The organism is Paraburkholderia sediminicola, from assembly GCF_046027825.1.
Taxonomy (GTDB): Bacteria; Pseudomonadota; Gammaproteobacteria; order Burkholderiales; family Burkholderiaceae; genus Paraburkholderia; species Paraburkholderia sediminicola_D.
The window spans coordinates 1-13930 of sequence record NZ_JAQQDU010000008.1 but is presented as its reverse complement, the minus strand read 5'-3'; the positions used below and the strand labels follow the sequence as shown (position 1 = coordinate 13930).

Sequence of the window (13930 nt, the reverse complement as noted above, 5' to 3'; positions counted from 1 at the left end):
AACGCACTATCCGTTGGGATACTGCTGGGCGATGAGATTCGCTCGCAAGGTAGCGAACTGGTTCATCATGTCGTTCAACAGATAGAGATCGCGACGACGATTCGCAGGCTGTGACGCCTGTGCGTCGTAGTCGACCGGCAACGTCACGCCTTGAGCCGCATAAGCGTTCATGCCGTGTGCGCGCGACGTCTGAATCGCGCGCTTCGCCTGATCGCGGTGCGTGACGACCGCCACCGTGCCGAGTGCCGCAGCCGTGCCTTGAAGCGCGACGATCGCAGCCGCTACATCGTCGAGCGCCGGATAGCTTATCGTGCCATTGCTCGCGACGGTAGGCGGCGTGACCGATTGAAGGTTCGCACTGCTCATCTGGTATTTCGACGTGAGCACGCTGGCCACTTCCCATTGCGCGTACACCATCACCGGCTTCGACTGAACCAACTGATGCACGGCATCCGCGATCTCTTCATTAATCGGACCGGGCTGCGGCAGTTGCGATTGACCGGTTCCGCCAGTAGAACTAGCACCGCCTGCAGCAGCCGGCCGGTCGCCGAAGCTGTACGCGACAATAGCGCCGATCTGAGCGACAGGAATCGCGGGAAGATCCCAGCTAAAGAAGATGTCCTGGAGATACGGTGCTTCGGTGTTCGCGGTCGTGGAATCGTTCAGCTCTACATTGAGCTTACCGAGCATTTGACGTTGGAGTTCGGCGTCGGAAATGAGCGCGTCGCTAGCCCAGGCTTTGCTGCTCACGGCGAGCACGGCGGCAGCGGCCGGCAACGCGGCGGCGGCCGATGTCGAGATCAGAAATTTACGGCGGGATGACATGAGTTGCCTTGCTGTTCTGTGATGACGTTACGTGTTTTAGCCTTGCGGATAGGCTTGGGCGATTGCGGTTAGGGCCTTGCCCGCCCATTGCGCATACATGTCATGCACCAGATAGAGCCCGCGATTGCGAGTCCACGGCTGCCCCGACAAAGGATCGTAATTGACCGGCAGCGTCACTTCCTTCACCGCATAGGCTTTCATGCCACGGCCCACGGACGTCAGAATGCAGCGCTTCGCATGGTCGCGATGGCCGACCACCGCCACGTTCCCCATCGCCGCGGCACCTCCTTCGAGCGCGACGATAGCGGCCGCCACACCGTCGGTACTGAGGTAGGTAATCGAACCGTCACTGGCGACGACCGGTTCGATGGAATGCAGATTCGTGCTGTTCATCTGATACTTGGACACGAGAAAACGCGCGATTTCCCACTGCGCGAAGACCTTCACCGGATTCAACTGATAGATCTGGTGGACCGCATCGGCGAGCTCTTCATTGATCGGCCCGGGATCAGGAAGCGCGGCCTGATTGGCGCCGTTGCTCGCCGTGTTGCCACTCGCCGCGTTCGGCCGGTTGCCAAAGCTATAGGCAACGATGGTGTTGACCTGTGCGGCGGGAATCAGCGGAAGGTCCCACGTGAAGCCCACATCCATCATATACGGCTCGATGGTATTGCCCGTGGTGGTGTCGTTGAGTTGCGCGTTCAGCTTGCCGATCATCTGCGCCTGAAGTTCGGCATCAGCGATGGGTGTATTGGCGGAAAGGCTATTGCCGCCGCACGCGCCAAGCGCGGATGCCAGAAGTGGCAGCGTCGCCGCTTTGGATGCGGAGGCAAGGAAGGTCCGTCGGGTTTGCATGGCGTGCTGATAACCTGGAGCTGATCGGATTGATTGGTATCGCGTGAGCGAATTGATAAGACCGGTGATTCACGTAAGGCGCGAATTTTTCCGGTCTTGTTCCGAGCAGCACTTTAATTACCGAATATGACAGCGCCATTAATTTGCAATCGGCTTTCTATGCAACATGCATTGCATACCGCGCATTAAAACGGATAACTAACTATAGTTAAATCTGAATAAATGCTCAGAACCGGGCTTCAATCTGCTTGATCCGCGTTTCAACCGACTTGCGCACCAGGCCATTCGAAGGCACCAGCAGCAATGACGACGCGATGATCTGATACACCTGATTGCGCCGGACCTTGGAGACCTTGGCCGGGTCGAGCCAGGCATCGTTATCCACCAGCAACAGCAGCGTGTCGAGGCCGATCAGGATCGGCCACAAACAGGCGAGACGCAAACGCACCGACAACGCGGGAATCGCCAGCGTGTAGTCCAGGGCCTCCCGGAAGTGATCCAGCGTCTTGCGCACGAGTTCGATCATCAGCGGCCGGGCGCGAACAGAATTCGCCGGCTGCAAGAGGTCTTGCGCGCTCAGCGCATGTTGATCGAGCATCGTCTGCGGAAGGTAACACCGGCCGATACGCAGGTCCTTGCCGCAATCGCGCAGCACGTTGGTCATCTGCAGCGCTTTGCCGAAACGCACGCCGCGGCGCGCCATGATCTCGGGCCGCTCTTTCAGCGTGCCGGGCATGTGCGCATACGTCATCGTGGTCCAGAATTCGCCGACGCAGCCCGCCACCAGGTAGGTATAGCGGTCGAGTTCCTCATACTCGCGCAGTGCGGCGATCTCGCCGGAACGTTCGTCGGGGAACGTGCGAAGGTCGAATTCCATGCCTTCGGTCAGCGTCGACACAATCTCGCGTACCGCTTTGCGGTCGGACTCGCTGAGTTGCGACAGCACTTCGAGCGCGGGACCCAGCGATTCCAGCAAGACTTTTTCATCGGACTGGACCTGCTGGCCCGCCACTTCGGCAGCCATGCGCTGGAACAGCGCACCGTCGTCCGGGGCGCCGTTGACCTGATCGCGCAGCGACAGCAGCAACGCAAGGCGTTGCTCGGGCGAGATCAGCGAGGTGTCCGCAATCGTATCGGCCGCGCGCGCCAGCAGATACGCGAGGCCGATCGGATCGCGCATCCCGACGGGCAGCACGCGCAGGGTGAGATAGAAGGAGCGTGAAACGCCTTTCAGGAGCGGGCCGAGAAGAAAGGCCCGGGTCGGATTCGGCATGGATAGGATCAGGTCAGTATTGGGCAAAAATCAGGTGGTGCCGAATTGTATACGGCGAGTTGAAAAGCTTGCCCGCCCGCGGCGTCGCCTCAACGAGCGGGAACGCGGATTGCTCGCACGGTTAGGTTGAGCGATACCCCCTCTGGTTGCGCGCTGTCGCTCCTGCGCACCTTGAATGACATATCGACCATGACGATTCACGAATCTCAAATGTCCTCCCTGCCCGGCGTGGAAGCCGGCGCCTCCGGTCCCGACGGGATCGACAGCCCGGTCAGCCCCGCCAGCGTGTACCTGGCGCAAGACCTGCCGGTCACATTGGCGCCGCGACGAAGTACGTAGCCGCCCATGAAAACCATCCTGGTCGTGGACGACGAGTTCGACATCCTCACCGTCTGGCGATTCTTGCTGGAGCGGCAGGGCTATACCGTGCTGACGGCGTCAAATGGGGCCGCCGCGCTTGAACAGGTCGACAGGACGCGGCCCGACGTCATCGTGTCGGACTGCATGATGCCGGTCATGTCGGGGCCGCAACTGTGCGCGGCACTTTACGACGCCCCCGGTCTGCGGACCATTCCGATCGTCCTGTGCAGCGCGGCCGCGGATATCCCCACGCAGCCGAATCCCACCATCGAATACGTGCGCAAGCCGCTTTCATTCGACACCCTTCTCAGGATGCTGGAGCGAATGGCGGTTTGACGGCTAGGTAAAACCCCGAATTCCTGACAGATGCCACACGGGCTACTCTCGCCACACCGATTAAACAGAACGTCGTTCTATTAGACAGAACGACAAGAGCGAGAGACACTCGAAGGAGCATTCCATGGCAAGTCTGCCGATCGACACGCCCGGCGCGTCGCCCGATTCAAGCGCCGGAGCGCAGGGGCTCACGCCCGGCGTCAATGCGCGCATCGACCGTTTACCCGCGACGCGCACGGTATGGACGCTGGTGTTCCTGCTATCGATCGGCGGCTGGTTCGAGTTCTACGATCTGTTTTTTACGGCCTATGTCGGCCCCGGTCTCGTCAAAAGCGGGCTCTACGCAACAACGACCGCGTCGTTCTTCGGGGTGTCCGGGTTGGGCGCCTTCGTGGCGGCATCGTTTGCCGGACTCTTCATCGGTACGTTCTTTTTCGCGGGCATGGCGGATCGCTATGGCCGCAAAACCGTGTTTACGGTCTCGCTGCTCTGGTACTCCGCCGCGACGCTGATCATGGCGCTGCAAACCAGCGCGCCGGCCATCAATTTGTGGCGCCTGATCGCGGGTATCGGCGTGGGCGTCGAACTGGTGACGATCGACACCTACGTCAGCGAACTCGTGCCGAAACACCTGCGCGGCCGCGCCTTCGCTTTCGTTCATCTGGTGCAGTACACCGCCGTGCCGTCGGTCGCCTTGCTCGCGTGGTGGCTGGTGCCGCAAACGCCGTTCGGCATCGACGGCTGGCGCTGGGTCGTGATCATCGGCGCGCTCGGCGCGGTGGTGGTGTGGGCCATTCGCCGGCGTGTACCGGAAAGCCCGCGTTGGCTCGCGCAGCAAGGTCGCGCCGCCGAAGCGGAACAGGTCCTGCAAGCACTCGAGGCGAAAATCGCGAGGCAATACGGCAAGCCATTGCCCACCCCTGTACCGGCTGTCGAACCGGCCACCACCAAAGCGGCCTTCCGCGAAATCTGGCAGCCGCCATATCGCAAACGCGCGATCACGATGCTCGTGTTCAACCTGTTCCAGGCGATCGGCTTCTACGGTTTCGCGTCATGGGTGCCGACGCTGCTGGTCTCCAAAGGCGTGACGATCACGCACAGCCTGTTGTACTCGTTCGTCATCGCGATCTCAAATCCGTTCGGACCGCTGATCGGTATGGCGATCGCGGATCGTATCGAACGTAAGACGTTGATTGTATTGTCGGCACTCGGCATCGCCGTGTTCGGCAGCCTGTTCGCAACGCAAACCTCGCCCGCAATGCTGATGACGCTCGGTGTGCTGATCACGCTATCCGGCACGCTGCTGTCGGTCGGCTATCACGCGTACCAGACCGAACTGTTCCCCACGCGTTTGCGGGCGCGCGCCGTCGGTTTCGTTTACTCGATGTCGCGTTTATCCGCGATGTTTTCCGGCTTCATGATTGCCTTCGCGCTGCGCCACTTCCAGGTGCCGGGCGTGTTCGCGTTGATCACTGTGTCGATGGTGATGGTGATGGGTGCGATCGGCATCTTCGGGCCACGCACCAACAATCGCAATCTCGACGAAATTTCGCATTGAACAAGAGGCTTCAAAAATGACGCTGCCGTTGGCTGGAGTACGGGTACTGGATCTGTCGAATGTGCTGGCTGGGCCGTTTTGCGCGTATCAACTGGCGCTGCTCGGCGCCGACGTGATCAAGGTCGAGCATCCCGAGGGGGGCGATCTTGCCCGGCGTTTGGGCGCCGACAAGAACGCGTCGATGCGCAACATGGGGGCCTCGTTCGTCGCGGTGAACGCGGGCAAGCAGTCCATCACGCTCAATCTGAAAGACCCGCGCGGCAAGGCTATTTTGCGCGAGCTCGTCAAAACCGCGGACGTGCTCGTCGAAAACTTCCGGCCTGGTGTGATGACGCGGCTCGGCCTCGATTTCGACGCGCTGCGCGAGGTGAATCCGAAGCTCGTGTACTGCGCGATCTCAGGCTTCGGCATGGACGGCGAGTTTTCGAAACGCCCTGCCTACGATCAGATCATTCAGGGTATCTCGGGTGTGATGAGCGTGACCGGCGATGCCGACAGCGCACCATTGCGCGTCGGCTATCCGGTGTCGGACACCGTGGGGGGTCTCACCGCGGCGTTCGGCATCTGCGCTGCGCTGGTCGATGCCCGCACGACCGGACACGGCCGCATGCTCGACGTCTCGATGCTGGAGGCCACGCTGGCGACAATGGGCTGGGTCGTGTCGAACTACCTGAACGCCGGTGTCACACCCGAGCCGATGGGCAACGAGAACTTCACCGCCGCGCCTTCGGGCACCTTCAAAACGGGCGACGGGCCGCTCAATATCGCCGCAAACGAGAACAAGCAGTTCGCTAGCCTGTGTCATCTGATCGGGCGCGCCGATCTGCTCGACGACGCGCGCTTTTCCGAGCGAAACGCACGAAAAGTAAATCGCGGCGCATTGAAGGCCGAAATCGAAGCAGCACTGGCAAGCGACAGCGCGACAAACTGGGAAGCGAAATTCTTCGAAGCGGGCGTGCCGGCCGGGCGCGTGATGTCGGTGCCGGAAATCCTCGCGCATCCGCATCTGGAATCGCGCGAGTTCATCCGCGAATTCGCCGGCGACGGCACAGTTGAGCGGCAACGCGTCACCCGTGCAGGCTTTCGTCTGTCCGATGCCGACACGGCGCCGACCACACCCGCACCGGTTCTATCGGCTCACACGCGTGAGCATCTCGCCTCGCTCGGTTACGACGATGCGCAAATCGACCACCTACGCTCCGAAGGAGTGATCTGAATATGACGCAAGCATTCGACGCCGCCAGGCTCGCCGCCGAGTACTGGAGCACCTCGATCATCGATATCCATCCCGGCTCGATCAAGGTGCGCGGTTACCCGATTCAGGAGTTGATCGGCAATGTCAGCTTCCCGCAGATGATCTGGCTGATGCTGCGCGGCGAACTGCCTGACGCCGCGCAGGCGCGTCTGTTCGAGGCGGCGCTGGTGGCATCGGTGGATCATGGACCGCATGCCCCCTCGATTGCGATCTCGCGGATGGCGACCAGTTGCGGTTTGCCGTTGAACGGCGCGATGGCTTCAGCGATCAATGCGCTCGATGACGTGCATGGCGGCGCCGGTCAACAGGCGGTCGAACTGTACGATTCCATCGCCGAACGCATGGAAAAGGGCGCTGCTTTGGAAGAAGCCGTCGAGCAAGGTGTCGATGCTTTTACCGACGAACATGGCAAGTATTTGCCCGGCTTCGGGCACCGCTTTCATCCGGTCGATCCGCGGGCCATCCGGCTTCTTTCGCTCGTGGACGAGAGCGTCGAACAGAAAAGTATCGACGGACGATACGCCGCCATCGCGCGCGGTATTGAAGCTTTGCTCAAGCAGCGCAAGAACAAACCCGTGCCGATGAATATCGACGGTGCAACCGCCGTGATCTACGCGGAGCTCGGCTTCGCGCCGGAGCTGGCTCGCGGGGTATTCTGCCTGTCACGCGCGGTCGGCATTCTCTCGCATGCATGGGAGCAGCGCGGACGCCACGAGCGCAACAAAGGCCCCATGCCGCGACAGATGAGTTACACCTACACGGGTAAGCCCGAGCGTCACCTGCCCTGAACTTCGGCCGCGCGCCGCTGCGCGTTGCGCATCGCGCGCGAGTCGCCGCCTAACGCATCCGTGGCACGTGTGGCGCAATCGAACAGTGCACCGAGATTGCGTTCGAGGAACGCCTGATCGATACGCGAGCTCGGGCCCGCGAGCGTCAGCACGCCACGTAGACTCTGGCGCACGCCGAATACCGGCATGGAGATCCCAGCCGTCTCCCGATCGCGCTCGCCGATCGACACACAGTAGAAGTCCTCGCGAATCTTCTCGTACGGCGCGCCCGGCATGCCGCCGAACGCCAGCAACGCATGGCCGCCCGAACCGCTTTCCAACGGCAGCACGTCACCTTCGCGCACGTGAAAACGCACCGCATGCGTCGAGTCCACGCGATGCAGACACACACGCACCGCCTCGTCGCGTACATAGAAGGACACGCTTTCGCCGCTGGTTTCCGCGAGTTCGCGCATCAGCGGCACCAGAATATCGCCGACGTTCAGGCTGCGCTGGTATAGCGCGCCGAGCATGAAGGTCGCGGAGCCGAGTTGATAGCGGCCGTCGTCCAGACGCAGTAGCAGGCGGTGCTGGATCAGCGAGCCCGCGAGCCGCAACAACGTGCTCTTGTAAAGCCCCGTGCGTGCTGCGAGTTCGGCGAGCGTGAGCGCGGCGTCTTCCGGGCGAAAGGCGAACAGGATCGCGCAGGCACGATCGATGACGGCAACGCCCTCGCTTTCCTTTGAGTTTGAGTTTGATTTGTCCGCAGGCGTTGGCATGAGTGAGCGTCAATAACGTTGCTTCATATCGAAGCTGAAATTTTACGCTATGACGGGAGGCTGTCATACTCGCCGAAGGCCCTTCGAGGGCGAAAGGGTCAGGAATCGGGGATCCAGCAGCAAAACGCGCGCAGCGAAAGCATCGCGCCGATTCACGTATCGCACGCGCCTGGAAACGAAAACGCCCAAGTCCACGGATAGCCGACCGTCTGCTGCTAGTCAGGTATTTATCGTGGCCCTTGGGCAAAACAAATCGTACGCGAGGACGCATCGTTTGCCAAATGCGCAGTTCACGCGACTCAACGCAGCGTCATCACGATCAACACAGCACCGACGATCGCCACCGCATCCTCGATCAATGCGGCTGGTAAATCCCGCCCGAACGTACTCGCCAATGCCCCTCTCACTTTCGCGCCGCCCAAGGTACCGATCACCGCGCCAACGACCCCGGCAAGCAGACCACCCAGCAACCCGCCATGTGCCGCGCCGATCGCCGCACCGCACAATCCACCCAGCACGATACGCGTGCCGAATTGCATCGGCACGGTACGGCTAGGCGTTGTCGGCAGTTGATCGGTAATCAGTTCGACGATCGCCAGCACGGTGAAGATGTACGGCGTGACAGTAGCGCCGAGAAACGCCAGTGGCGTGTCCTGCAGCGGCAACCATCCCAGATGCGCGGCCCAGCTGACAGCCGCGGGCGCGGTCATCGCGCGAAGGCCGGCCACTACGCCGATGAGCAATGCGAGGACATAGACAGACATAGGGGACTCCGAACCAGGGCCAATACTGCGCGGTTGGACAGGCCGACGGCTTACTCGAAAAAACGTCGGTGGAAGGTGTCAAGCATTCACTTGGACAGTCAACTTCTCACCACGTAAGTCGAGGCCGATTCCGCAGTTGCCGGCCCGGTTTCAGCCGTAAACTCCCGGTTCGTCGCCCCTTTTTGGTGTGGCCCTAGTGTCGCACGATTTGACTTTCAACCATAAGCGAAGAGCGTGAGCCGCTTCTTCCCGATGCCCGGCGCATTTGCGCGGCTACCGGTTTATCTACGGACCGCACTCGCGATCATCAGACCGACGCCACCACCAGCGCCCCGACACTGGCAATCGCCGCATTGCAGCGCGCCGCATCGCCGCTCGTCTCCGTGAGGTAGACGGTCACAAGAATCGGCCCGCGTCCAGGCGGCCAAAGAATCGCGATGTCATTTGCCGTGCCGTGATCGCCGGTGCCGGTTTTGTCGCCGACACCCCAATCCTTCGGCAGCTTCGCGCGAATCCGTTCGCCGCCGGTCTGATTGGCGGCGAGCCAGGCCAGTAGTTGCGCACGCGACGACGACGACAAACGCTCGCCCAGCAGAAGCTCGCGCAGATTGCCGAGCATCGCGTTGGGTGTGGTGGTGTCGCGCGGATCACCGGGCGTCGCTTCGTTCAGCGTCGGCTCGTTGCGGTCCAGGCGCGTGATGCCATCGCCGATACTGCGCGCGAACGCGGTCAAAGCGGCGGGGCCGCCGAAGCTCGCCAGCAGCAGATTGGCCGCGGTGTTGTCGCTAAGCGTAAGGGCCGCCTTGCACAGGTCGGCGACGCTCATCCCCGCGTCGCCGGTGCGCTCGCGGGTGTGCTGGCTGGTGGCCGGTGAGTACGGCACAAGATCGCTTTTGGAAAACACGATGCGTCGTTCCAGATCCTCTTGTCCGTGATCCACGCGCGTCAACACAAAGCCCGCCGCCAGCAGTTTGAACGTGCTGCACATCGGAAACCGCTCGTCGGTCCGCAAACCGGCATGCAATCCGGACGTCGTGTCGACGATCGACACGCCGAGCCGTCCGCCGCTTTCCGCTTCGATCTGCGCGAGTCGTTGACGGATCGCGTCCGCCCTCGCCAGGTCGCGCCCCTGCTTGGTAGCGCCCGCCTTCACCACTTTCCCAAACGCACTGCCACTACCAACCGCAACCCCAGCTATCGAAACGCCAAGCATCGTGCCCGCGAACTTTCGTCTTGTGATCATCGCCACTCCTTATGTGAAGCCGCAACTATCGGTTTTTCAACGCCCGCTGGCAAACGATGATAAGTTAGTCGATCCCCTAGAAAATCTTGTGCCTTCGCCATGAGACCGTATTTGCCGTTGAATGCGCTGCGCGCCTTCGAATCGTCCGCGCGACATCTGAGCTTCACGCGCGCCGCGCTCGAATTGAATGTCACCCAGGCGGCCGTGAGCCAGCAGGTGAGAACCCTGGAGGAGCGGCTGGGCACCGCGCTCTTCAAACGTCTGCCCCGCGGGCTGGCCATGACGGACGAAGGCCTGGCGCTACGCCCGGTCCTCACGGAGGCGTTCGATCGCATCGAGGCCGTGCTCAAGCAGTTCGACGGCGGTCACTTTCACGAGGTGTTGACGGTCGGCGTGGTGGGGACTTTCGCGGTGGGCTGGTTGATGCCGCGGCTCAAGTCGTTCCGGGACGCGCATCCATTTGTCGAGCTACAGTTGCTGACGAACAATAATCTGGTCGATCTCGCCACAGAAGGCCTCGACTTCGCGATTCGCTTCGGCGACGGCACCTGGCCAGGGTCGCTCGCCACCCGGCTGCTCGACGCGCCGCTCGCGATTCTGTGTGCGCCTGAGATCGCGAGGCGTCTGTCGGACCCGAGCGATCTCGCCAACGAAACCTTGCTGCGTTCCTATCGTGTCGACGACTGGACGAGCTGGTTCGCGGCCGCCGGCGTTGCGCCCCGGACGATTCGTGGACCGGTGTTCGATTCGTCGCGGCTCATGGTGGAAGCCGCCATGCAGGGCGCGGGTATCGCGCTGGCGCCGACGCTGATGTTCGATCACGAGATCAACACGGGCCGGCTGGTGCGCCCGTTCGACGTGCAAGTTCAAGCCGGCAGCTACTGGTTGACGTGGTTGAAGGGCAAACCGATGACGTCGGCGATGCTGCTGTTCAGTCAGTGGATCGCCAGGGAGGCGGCCTCGCACACGCCGGGCTAGCAAACCGCGGTGCGGCGATGGCCGTTCATCGCGGGGCGCTCGGCTTGCGGCGGGAAGACGTTCCACGAGCCGTCGTCATGACGGAAGAAGAAGATCGACAGCAAGCCGCCCGGCCGTAGTGCTTCCACGCAGACGTAGCGCTGATGCTGCGACGCACTATGGCAAAACCGCACGACACGCGCGGGCATGGACGGTGTCGGCGCGAGCCATTTATCGACGGCCCAGTGCAAGGTCTTTTCTGCGGCAACCATGATGCGCTCCTTGAATCCCTGAATTTCTTCCTGTGGGCTCACGCGAGTTGGGCAGCAACCCGACCATCCTTCGCGGCGCTTTCGACAAACGCCTTCACCAGACATACCAGTGCGTGCATGCCGGTACGGGGATGCCTTAAGCAGCAATGCACCTGTTCGCTACGGCTTTCGCCCAGCAGGCACCATGCACAGAAGTGCTCGCAGTTATTCGTCAGCAGGCGGTAGTGGTTTTCGCCAAGCCGGGAGCGTGCACGGCGCACAGCTTCATCGCCAACGTAGCGGGCACTCGGCGTCGGGCGGATCGTCAATGGATGACCGGCGGCGAAGCGGGTTAACTCCACCTCCTCCACTGGGCCGCGATGCGCCGAGCCCGCAAAACCCGAGTAATGGATCACGCGGCCATTGCCGACGTAGATGCCGTGATGTTCGTAGCCGCTCCGCTGCGTGACGAGATGCGCGCCGATCGGCAAGTCGATGGTCGACGTTTCATTGCAGCCTGCGTCGCGGCTTTCGCTGCTCGTCGGAAGAGGGTTCGTGTTCATGGCTGGCCTCGCTTCGATATCCAACACTGTTGCGAGATCTTTTGCATCATCCGGGCCATGTGCTGAAAAGCCTTTATCTAAAGGACTTGCGGGCATTGCCGAGGGTTTTGAGTGCAGCAGGTGTGCGTTGCGAGCCGACACAATTCAAGCCGGTGTGTTGGCATGCGCCGATCATTCAGAAGCGCGGGTTGAGCCGCAGCGTGGGGAATTGTCAGGGTCCGGAAGTCTGCCCAATGTGTTGGGTCCCGCACCAGTGCGTGCGCCCGGATGTTGGCTGCATCCCGACCTCTGCGCCTCCGCACGAACGGGCGTTGCCTGCGCCCGCCCGCGGATTCGCCGTCCAATCAACGCGTTACGAGAAAGCTTGCGGGTGAGCCGCAAATTGGCATAGCACTTGCACCATCACGTTCAATTCCTTTTCAACCGCGCGCCCGACGCACGCGGCCAACCGGAGAACGACATGGCTTCCATCACAGTGAACGACCTCTCACTGAATCTCGCGCTCGACCGCAAGGCGATGGCGGCGATCCGCGGCGGCGGCGGTGCGCCGTGGGTGTATGGCTGGATTCAGCCCTATGTGCGGGAAACGCCGAGCATTGGTCCGGTCGTCAACCTGTACGACGTCTCGAACAACTTCTATGCTAACCAGATGATCAACACGTTCCAGTCGGTCGACGTACGCAACACCGGCGCGAACTCGAATATCAACGTCTCCCCGGGCGCATTCAGCAGAAACGATACGGTGTAACCCTTGTGACCTGTCCGAGCCAATTTCGATGGACGTCGTCCGCGCGTTCCGACGTCGGACGCGTCCGTGAAATCAATGAAGATGCCTGCCTCGACCAGCCCGAACCCGGACGCTGGGCCGTCGCCGATGGCATGGGCGGGCACGCGGTGGGCGATCTGGCGAGCCGGCTGGTGATCGATGCGCTGAGCGGGCTCGCGCCGCCGCGCGCCATGAAAACCTGCATCGCCGACGCGCGGGCACGACTGCAAACCGCCAATCGCCAACTGAGGGACGAAGCGGCACGCCGCCAGGTGCAACGGATCGGCAGTACGGTCATCGTGCTGCTCGCGTGCGACCGCTTCTGCGGCTATTTGTGGGCCGGCGACAGTCGTCTGTATCTATACCGCGAAGGAACATTACGGCAACTCACCCGCGATCATAGTCAGGTGGAAGCACTCAAGTCGCTTGGCGTGATTACCGAAGAAGAGGCGCGGCATCATCCGGCGCAGCACATGATCACGCGCGCCGTCGGCGCAACGGATGTGCTCGAACTCGATGACGATGCAATCGAAGTCGCCGACGGCGACATCTTCCTGTTATGCAGCGACGGTCTGAGCAACGAGGTTAGCGATGCGGAAATACTGGCCGTGCTGACCACGGTGGCGTGTGAGCGCGCATCCGACGAACTGGTCGAGTTGGCCATCGCGCACGGCGGGCGTGACAATGTCACCGCGGTGGTAGTGCAAGCTGAAGATCCGTATGCCTCCGACAAGACTCTGCTGAACCCAGCCCCTTGAAAATTCAGGCCCTGGTCGCTAGCGAGCAGAGGTCGAGCGGTGCCCGGATCGCCGATGCGGGGAGTATCAACGGGACTGCGAATGAACGTCTCTGCTCGCCCCCTTTCTGCCCCTCGCGTCTATGGACGGCGTGTTTGCTGGCTTCCCTGAACCGGCCACCCAAATCGCGCTCGAAGAAAAGCGGCGCGACGAAAAGCGCAAACTACACTTCGCCGACAAACCTTCCCGCCTAAACTATGGCCATCGCCTAACGGTCGGCTCATTCTCCCCACCTGAGATGCGTCTTGCCGAAGATGCCCATATTCTTGTCTTGCCGGCGCCAGATCGCCTCCTAGCCATGAAAAAATTCAGCCCCGTCGCCAGAGTCGTCGATTCACATCTTCACTTCTACGATCACAAACGGAACCGGCACACCTTTCTGGATGAGGTCGACCGCAATTACGAAGCGTTTGTCGGCAATTACGACGCCCTGCCCCGGCGTTACCTGCTGGACGACTATCTTGCCGACAGCGATGGCTATAACGTCGAGGCCGTCGTGTGGCACGAATTCCTTTCGTCCGACCCCTTTAAAGAAGCGGCTTGGGCGCAACAGGCGGCAACCCGAAGCGAGATGCGTCATG

At 61.6% G+C, this 13930-nt stretch carries 15 protein-coding genes and 1 pseudogene; 8 read left to right on the top strand and 8 right to left on the bottom strand.

Going from position 1 to position 13930, the window contains the following annotated elements; translation table 11 throughout:
* Nucleotides 1–6 precede the first annotated feature (6 nt).
* The 3 genes from PQQ96_RS06230 to PQQ96_RS06220 form a co-directional block, all read right to left on the bottom strand.
* The gene (locus PQQ96_RS06230; protein WP_408290056.1) at nucleotides 7–825 is read right to left on the bottom strand and encodes a hypothetical protein; all 819 of its coding nucleotides are present in this window, start codon (nucleotides 823–825) and stop codon (nucleotides 7–9) included.
* A 36-nt stretch (nucleotides 826–861) separates the two neighbouring features.
* The gene (locus PQQ96_RS06225) at nucleotides 862–1680 is read right to left on the bottom strand and encodes a hypothetical protein (RefSeq protein WP_408290054.1); all 819 of its coding nucleotides are present in this window, start codon (nucleotides 1678–1680) and stop codon (nucleotides 862–864) included.
* Nucleotides 1681–1906: 226 nt separating this feature from the next.
* Nucleotides 1907–2953: a phytoene/squalene synthase family protein gene (locus PQQ96_RS06220; protein WP_408290052.1), complete on the bottom strand. Its 1047-nt coding sequence runs from the start codon at nucleotides 2951–2953 to the stop codon at nucleotides 1907–1909.
* A gap of 345 nt (nucleotides 2954–3298) precedes the next feature.
* On the opposite strand from PQQ96_RS06220, the gene PQQ96_RS06215 reads away from it, so the two are divergent.
* The 4 genes from PQQ96_RS06215 (at nucleotide 3299) to PQQ96_RS06200 (ending at nucleotide 7250) form a co-directional block, all read left to right on the top strand.
* Nucleotides 3299–3649 (top strand): response regulator, encoded by a 351-nt coding sequence (locus tag PQQ96_RS06215; RefSeq protein ID WP_408290051.1) that lies wholly within the window; start codon nucleotides 3299–3301, stop codon nucleotides 3647–3649.
* 124 nt (nucleotides 3650–3773) lie between these two features.
* Nucleotides 3774–5207 (top strand): MFS transporter, encoded by a 1434-nt coding sequence (locus PQQ96_RS06210; protein ID WP_408290049.1) that lies wholly within the window; start codon nucleotides 3774–3776, stop codon nucleotides 5205–5207.
* A gap of 16 nt (nucleotides 5208–5223) precedes the next feature.
* Nucleotides 5224–6423, top strand: coding sequence for a CaiB/BaiF CoA transferase family protein (locus tag PQQ96_RS06205; protein ID WP_408290048.1), 1200 nt, complete (start codon nucleotides 5224–5226; stop codon nucleotides 6421–6423).
* Nucleotides 6424–6425: 2 nt separating this feature from the next.
* Nucleotides 6426–7250 carry a citryl-CoA lyase gene (locus PQQ96_RS06200; RefSeq protein WP_408290046.1) on the top strand — a complete coding sequence of 275 codons (825 nt, stop codon included), beginning with the start codon at nucleotides 6426–6428 and terminating at the stop codon, nucleotides 7248–7250.
* Here the strand turns inward: PQQ96_RS06200 and PQQ96_RS06195 are convergent.
* From PQQ96_RS06195 to bla, 3 genes are all read right to left on the bottom strand, one after another.
* The gene (locus PQQ96_RS06195) at nucleotides 7238–8008 is read right to left on the bottom strand and encodes an IclR family transcriptional regulator (RefSeq protein WP_408290045.1); all 771 of its coding nucleotides are present in this window, start codon (nucleotides 8006–8008) and stop codon (nucleotides 7238–7240) included. The genes PQQ96_RS06200 and PQQ96_RS06195 overlap by 13 nt on opposite strands.
* Nucleotides 8009–8307: 299 nt before the next feature.
* Nucleotides 8308–8772 carry a DUF4126 family protein gene (locus tag PQQ96_RS06190; protein ID WP_408290043.1) on the bottom strand — a complete coding sequence of 155 codons (465 nt, stop codon included), beginning with the start codon at nucleotides 8770–8772 and terminating at the stop codon, nucleotides 8308–8310.
* A 307-nt stretch (nucleotides 8773–9079) separates the two neighbouring features.
* Nucleotides 9080–9985, bottom strand: a complete 906-nt coding sequence (gene bla, locus PQQ96_RS06185) for a class A beta-lactamase (protein ID WP_408290244.1) — start codon at nucleotides 9983–9985, stop codon at nucleotides 9080–9082.
* A 129-nt stretch (nucleotides 9986–10114) separates the two neighbouring features.
* Between bla and PQQ96_RS06180 the strand changes: the two genes are divergently transcribed.
* Complete coding sequence (locus PQQ96_RS06180) at nucleotides 10115–10993, top strand: LysR family transcriptional regulator (RefSeq protein ID WP_408290041.1); 879 nt, start codon at nucleotides 10115–10117, stop codon at nucleotides 10991–10993.
* Here the strand turns inward: PQQ96_RS06180 and PQQ96_RS06175 are convergent.
* Complete coding sequence (locus PQQ96_RS06175) at nucleotides 10990–11244, bottom strand: hypothetical protein (protein ID WP_408290040.1); 255 nt, start codon at nucleotides 11242–11244, stop codon at nucleotides 10990–10992. The two genes, PQQ96_RS06180 and PQQ96_RS06175, sit on opposite strands and share 4 nt — an antisense overlap.
* A 38-nt stretch (nucleotides 11245–11282) precedes the next feature.
* Nucleotides 11283–11786, bottom strand: coding sequence for a lecithin retinol acyltransferase family protein (locus PQQ96_RS06170; protein ID WP_408290038.1), 504 nt, complete (start codon nucleotides 11784–11786; stop codon nucleotides 11283–11285).
* A 460-nt stretch (nucleotides 11787–12246) separates the two neighbouring features.
* Here PQQ96_RS06170 and PQQ96_RS06165 point away from each other — a divergent pair, with 460 nt between their 5' ends.
* From PQQ96_RS06165 to PQQ96_RS06155, 3 genes and pseudogenes are all read left to right on the top strand, one after another.
* Entirely contained in the window at nucleotides 12247–12534 is a 288-nt protein-coding gene (locus tag PQQ96_RS06165; RefSeq protein WP_408290036.1) for a hypothetical protein, read from the top strand.
* A 5-nt stretch (nucleotides 12535–12539) separates the two neighbouring features.
* Nucleotides 12540–13310 (top strand): PP2C family protein-serine/threonine phosphatase, encoded by a 771-nt coding sequence (locus PQQ96_RS06160; RefSeq protein ID WP_408290034.1) that lies wholly within the window; start codon nucleotides 12540–12542, stop codon nucleotides 13308–13310.
* Nucleotides 13311–13431: 121 nt separating this feature from the next.
* A pseudogene (locus PQQ96_RS06155) lies at nucleotides 13432–13930 on the top strand (hypothetical protein); the annotation flags it as partial.

Excerpts from the sequence above, each read along its gene's own strand:
- PQQ96_RS06230 (WP_408290056.1), bottom strand. The coding sequence starts at position 825 with ATGTCATCCCGCCGTAAATTTCTGATCTCGACATCGGCCGCCGCCGCG.
- PQQ96_RS06225 (WP_408290054.1), bottom strand. The coding sequence starts at position 1,680 with ATGCAAACCCGACGGACCTTCCTTGCCTCCGCATCCAAAGCGGCGACG.
- PQQ96_RS06220 (WP_408290052.1), bottom strand. The coding sequence starts at position 2,953 with ATGCCGAATCCGACCCGGGCCTTTCTTCTCGGCCCGCTCCTGAAAGGC.
- PQQ96_RS06215 (WP_408290051.1), top strand. The coding sequence starts at position 3,299 with ATGAAAACCATCCTGGTCGTGGACGACGAGTTCGACATCCTCACCGTC.
- PQQ96_RS06210 (WP_408290049.1), top strand. The coding sequence starts at position 3,774 with ATGGCAAGTCTGCCGATCGACACGCCCGGCGCGTCGCCCGATTCAAGC.
- PQQ96_RS06205 (WP_408290048.1), top strand. The coding sequence starts at position 5,224 with ATGACGCTGCCGTTGGCTGGAGTACGGGTACTGGATCTGTCGAATGTG.
- PQQ96_RS06200 (WP_408290046.1), top strand. The coding sequence starts at position 6,426 with ATGACGCAAGCATTCGACGCCGCCAGGCTCGCCGCCGAGTACTGGAGC.
- PQQ96_RS06195 (WP_408290045.1), bottom strand. The coding sequence starts at position 8,008 with ATGCCAACGCCTGCGGACAAATCAAACTCAAACTCAAAGGAAAGCGAG.
- PQQ96_RS06190 (WP_408290043.1), bottom strand. The coding sequence starts at position 8,772 with ATGTCTGTCTATGTCCTCGCATTGCTCATCGGCGTAGTGGCCGGCCTT.
- bla (WP_408290244.1), bottom strand. The coding sequence starts at position 9,985 with ATGCTTGGCGTTTCGATAGCTGGGGTTGCGGTTGGTAGTGGCAGTGCG.
- PQQ96_RS06180 (WP_408290041.1), top strand. The coding sequence starts at position 10,115 with ATGAGACCGTATTTGCCGTTGAATGCGCTGCGCGCCTTCGAATCGTCC.
- PQQ96_RS06175 (WP_408290040.1), bottom strand. The coding sequence starts at position 11,244 with ATGGTTGCCGCAGAAAAGACCTTGCACTGGGCCGTCGATAAATGGCTC.
- PQQ96_RS06170 (WP_408290038.1), bottom strand. The coding sequence starts at position 11,786 with ATGAACACGAACCCTCTTCCGACGAGCAGCGAAAGCCGCGACGCAGGC.
- PQQ96_RS06165 (WP_408290036.1), top strand. The coding sequence starts at position 12,247 with ATGGCTTCCATCACAGTGAACGACCTCTCACTGAATCTCGCGCTCGAC.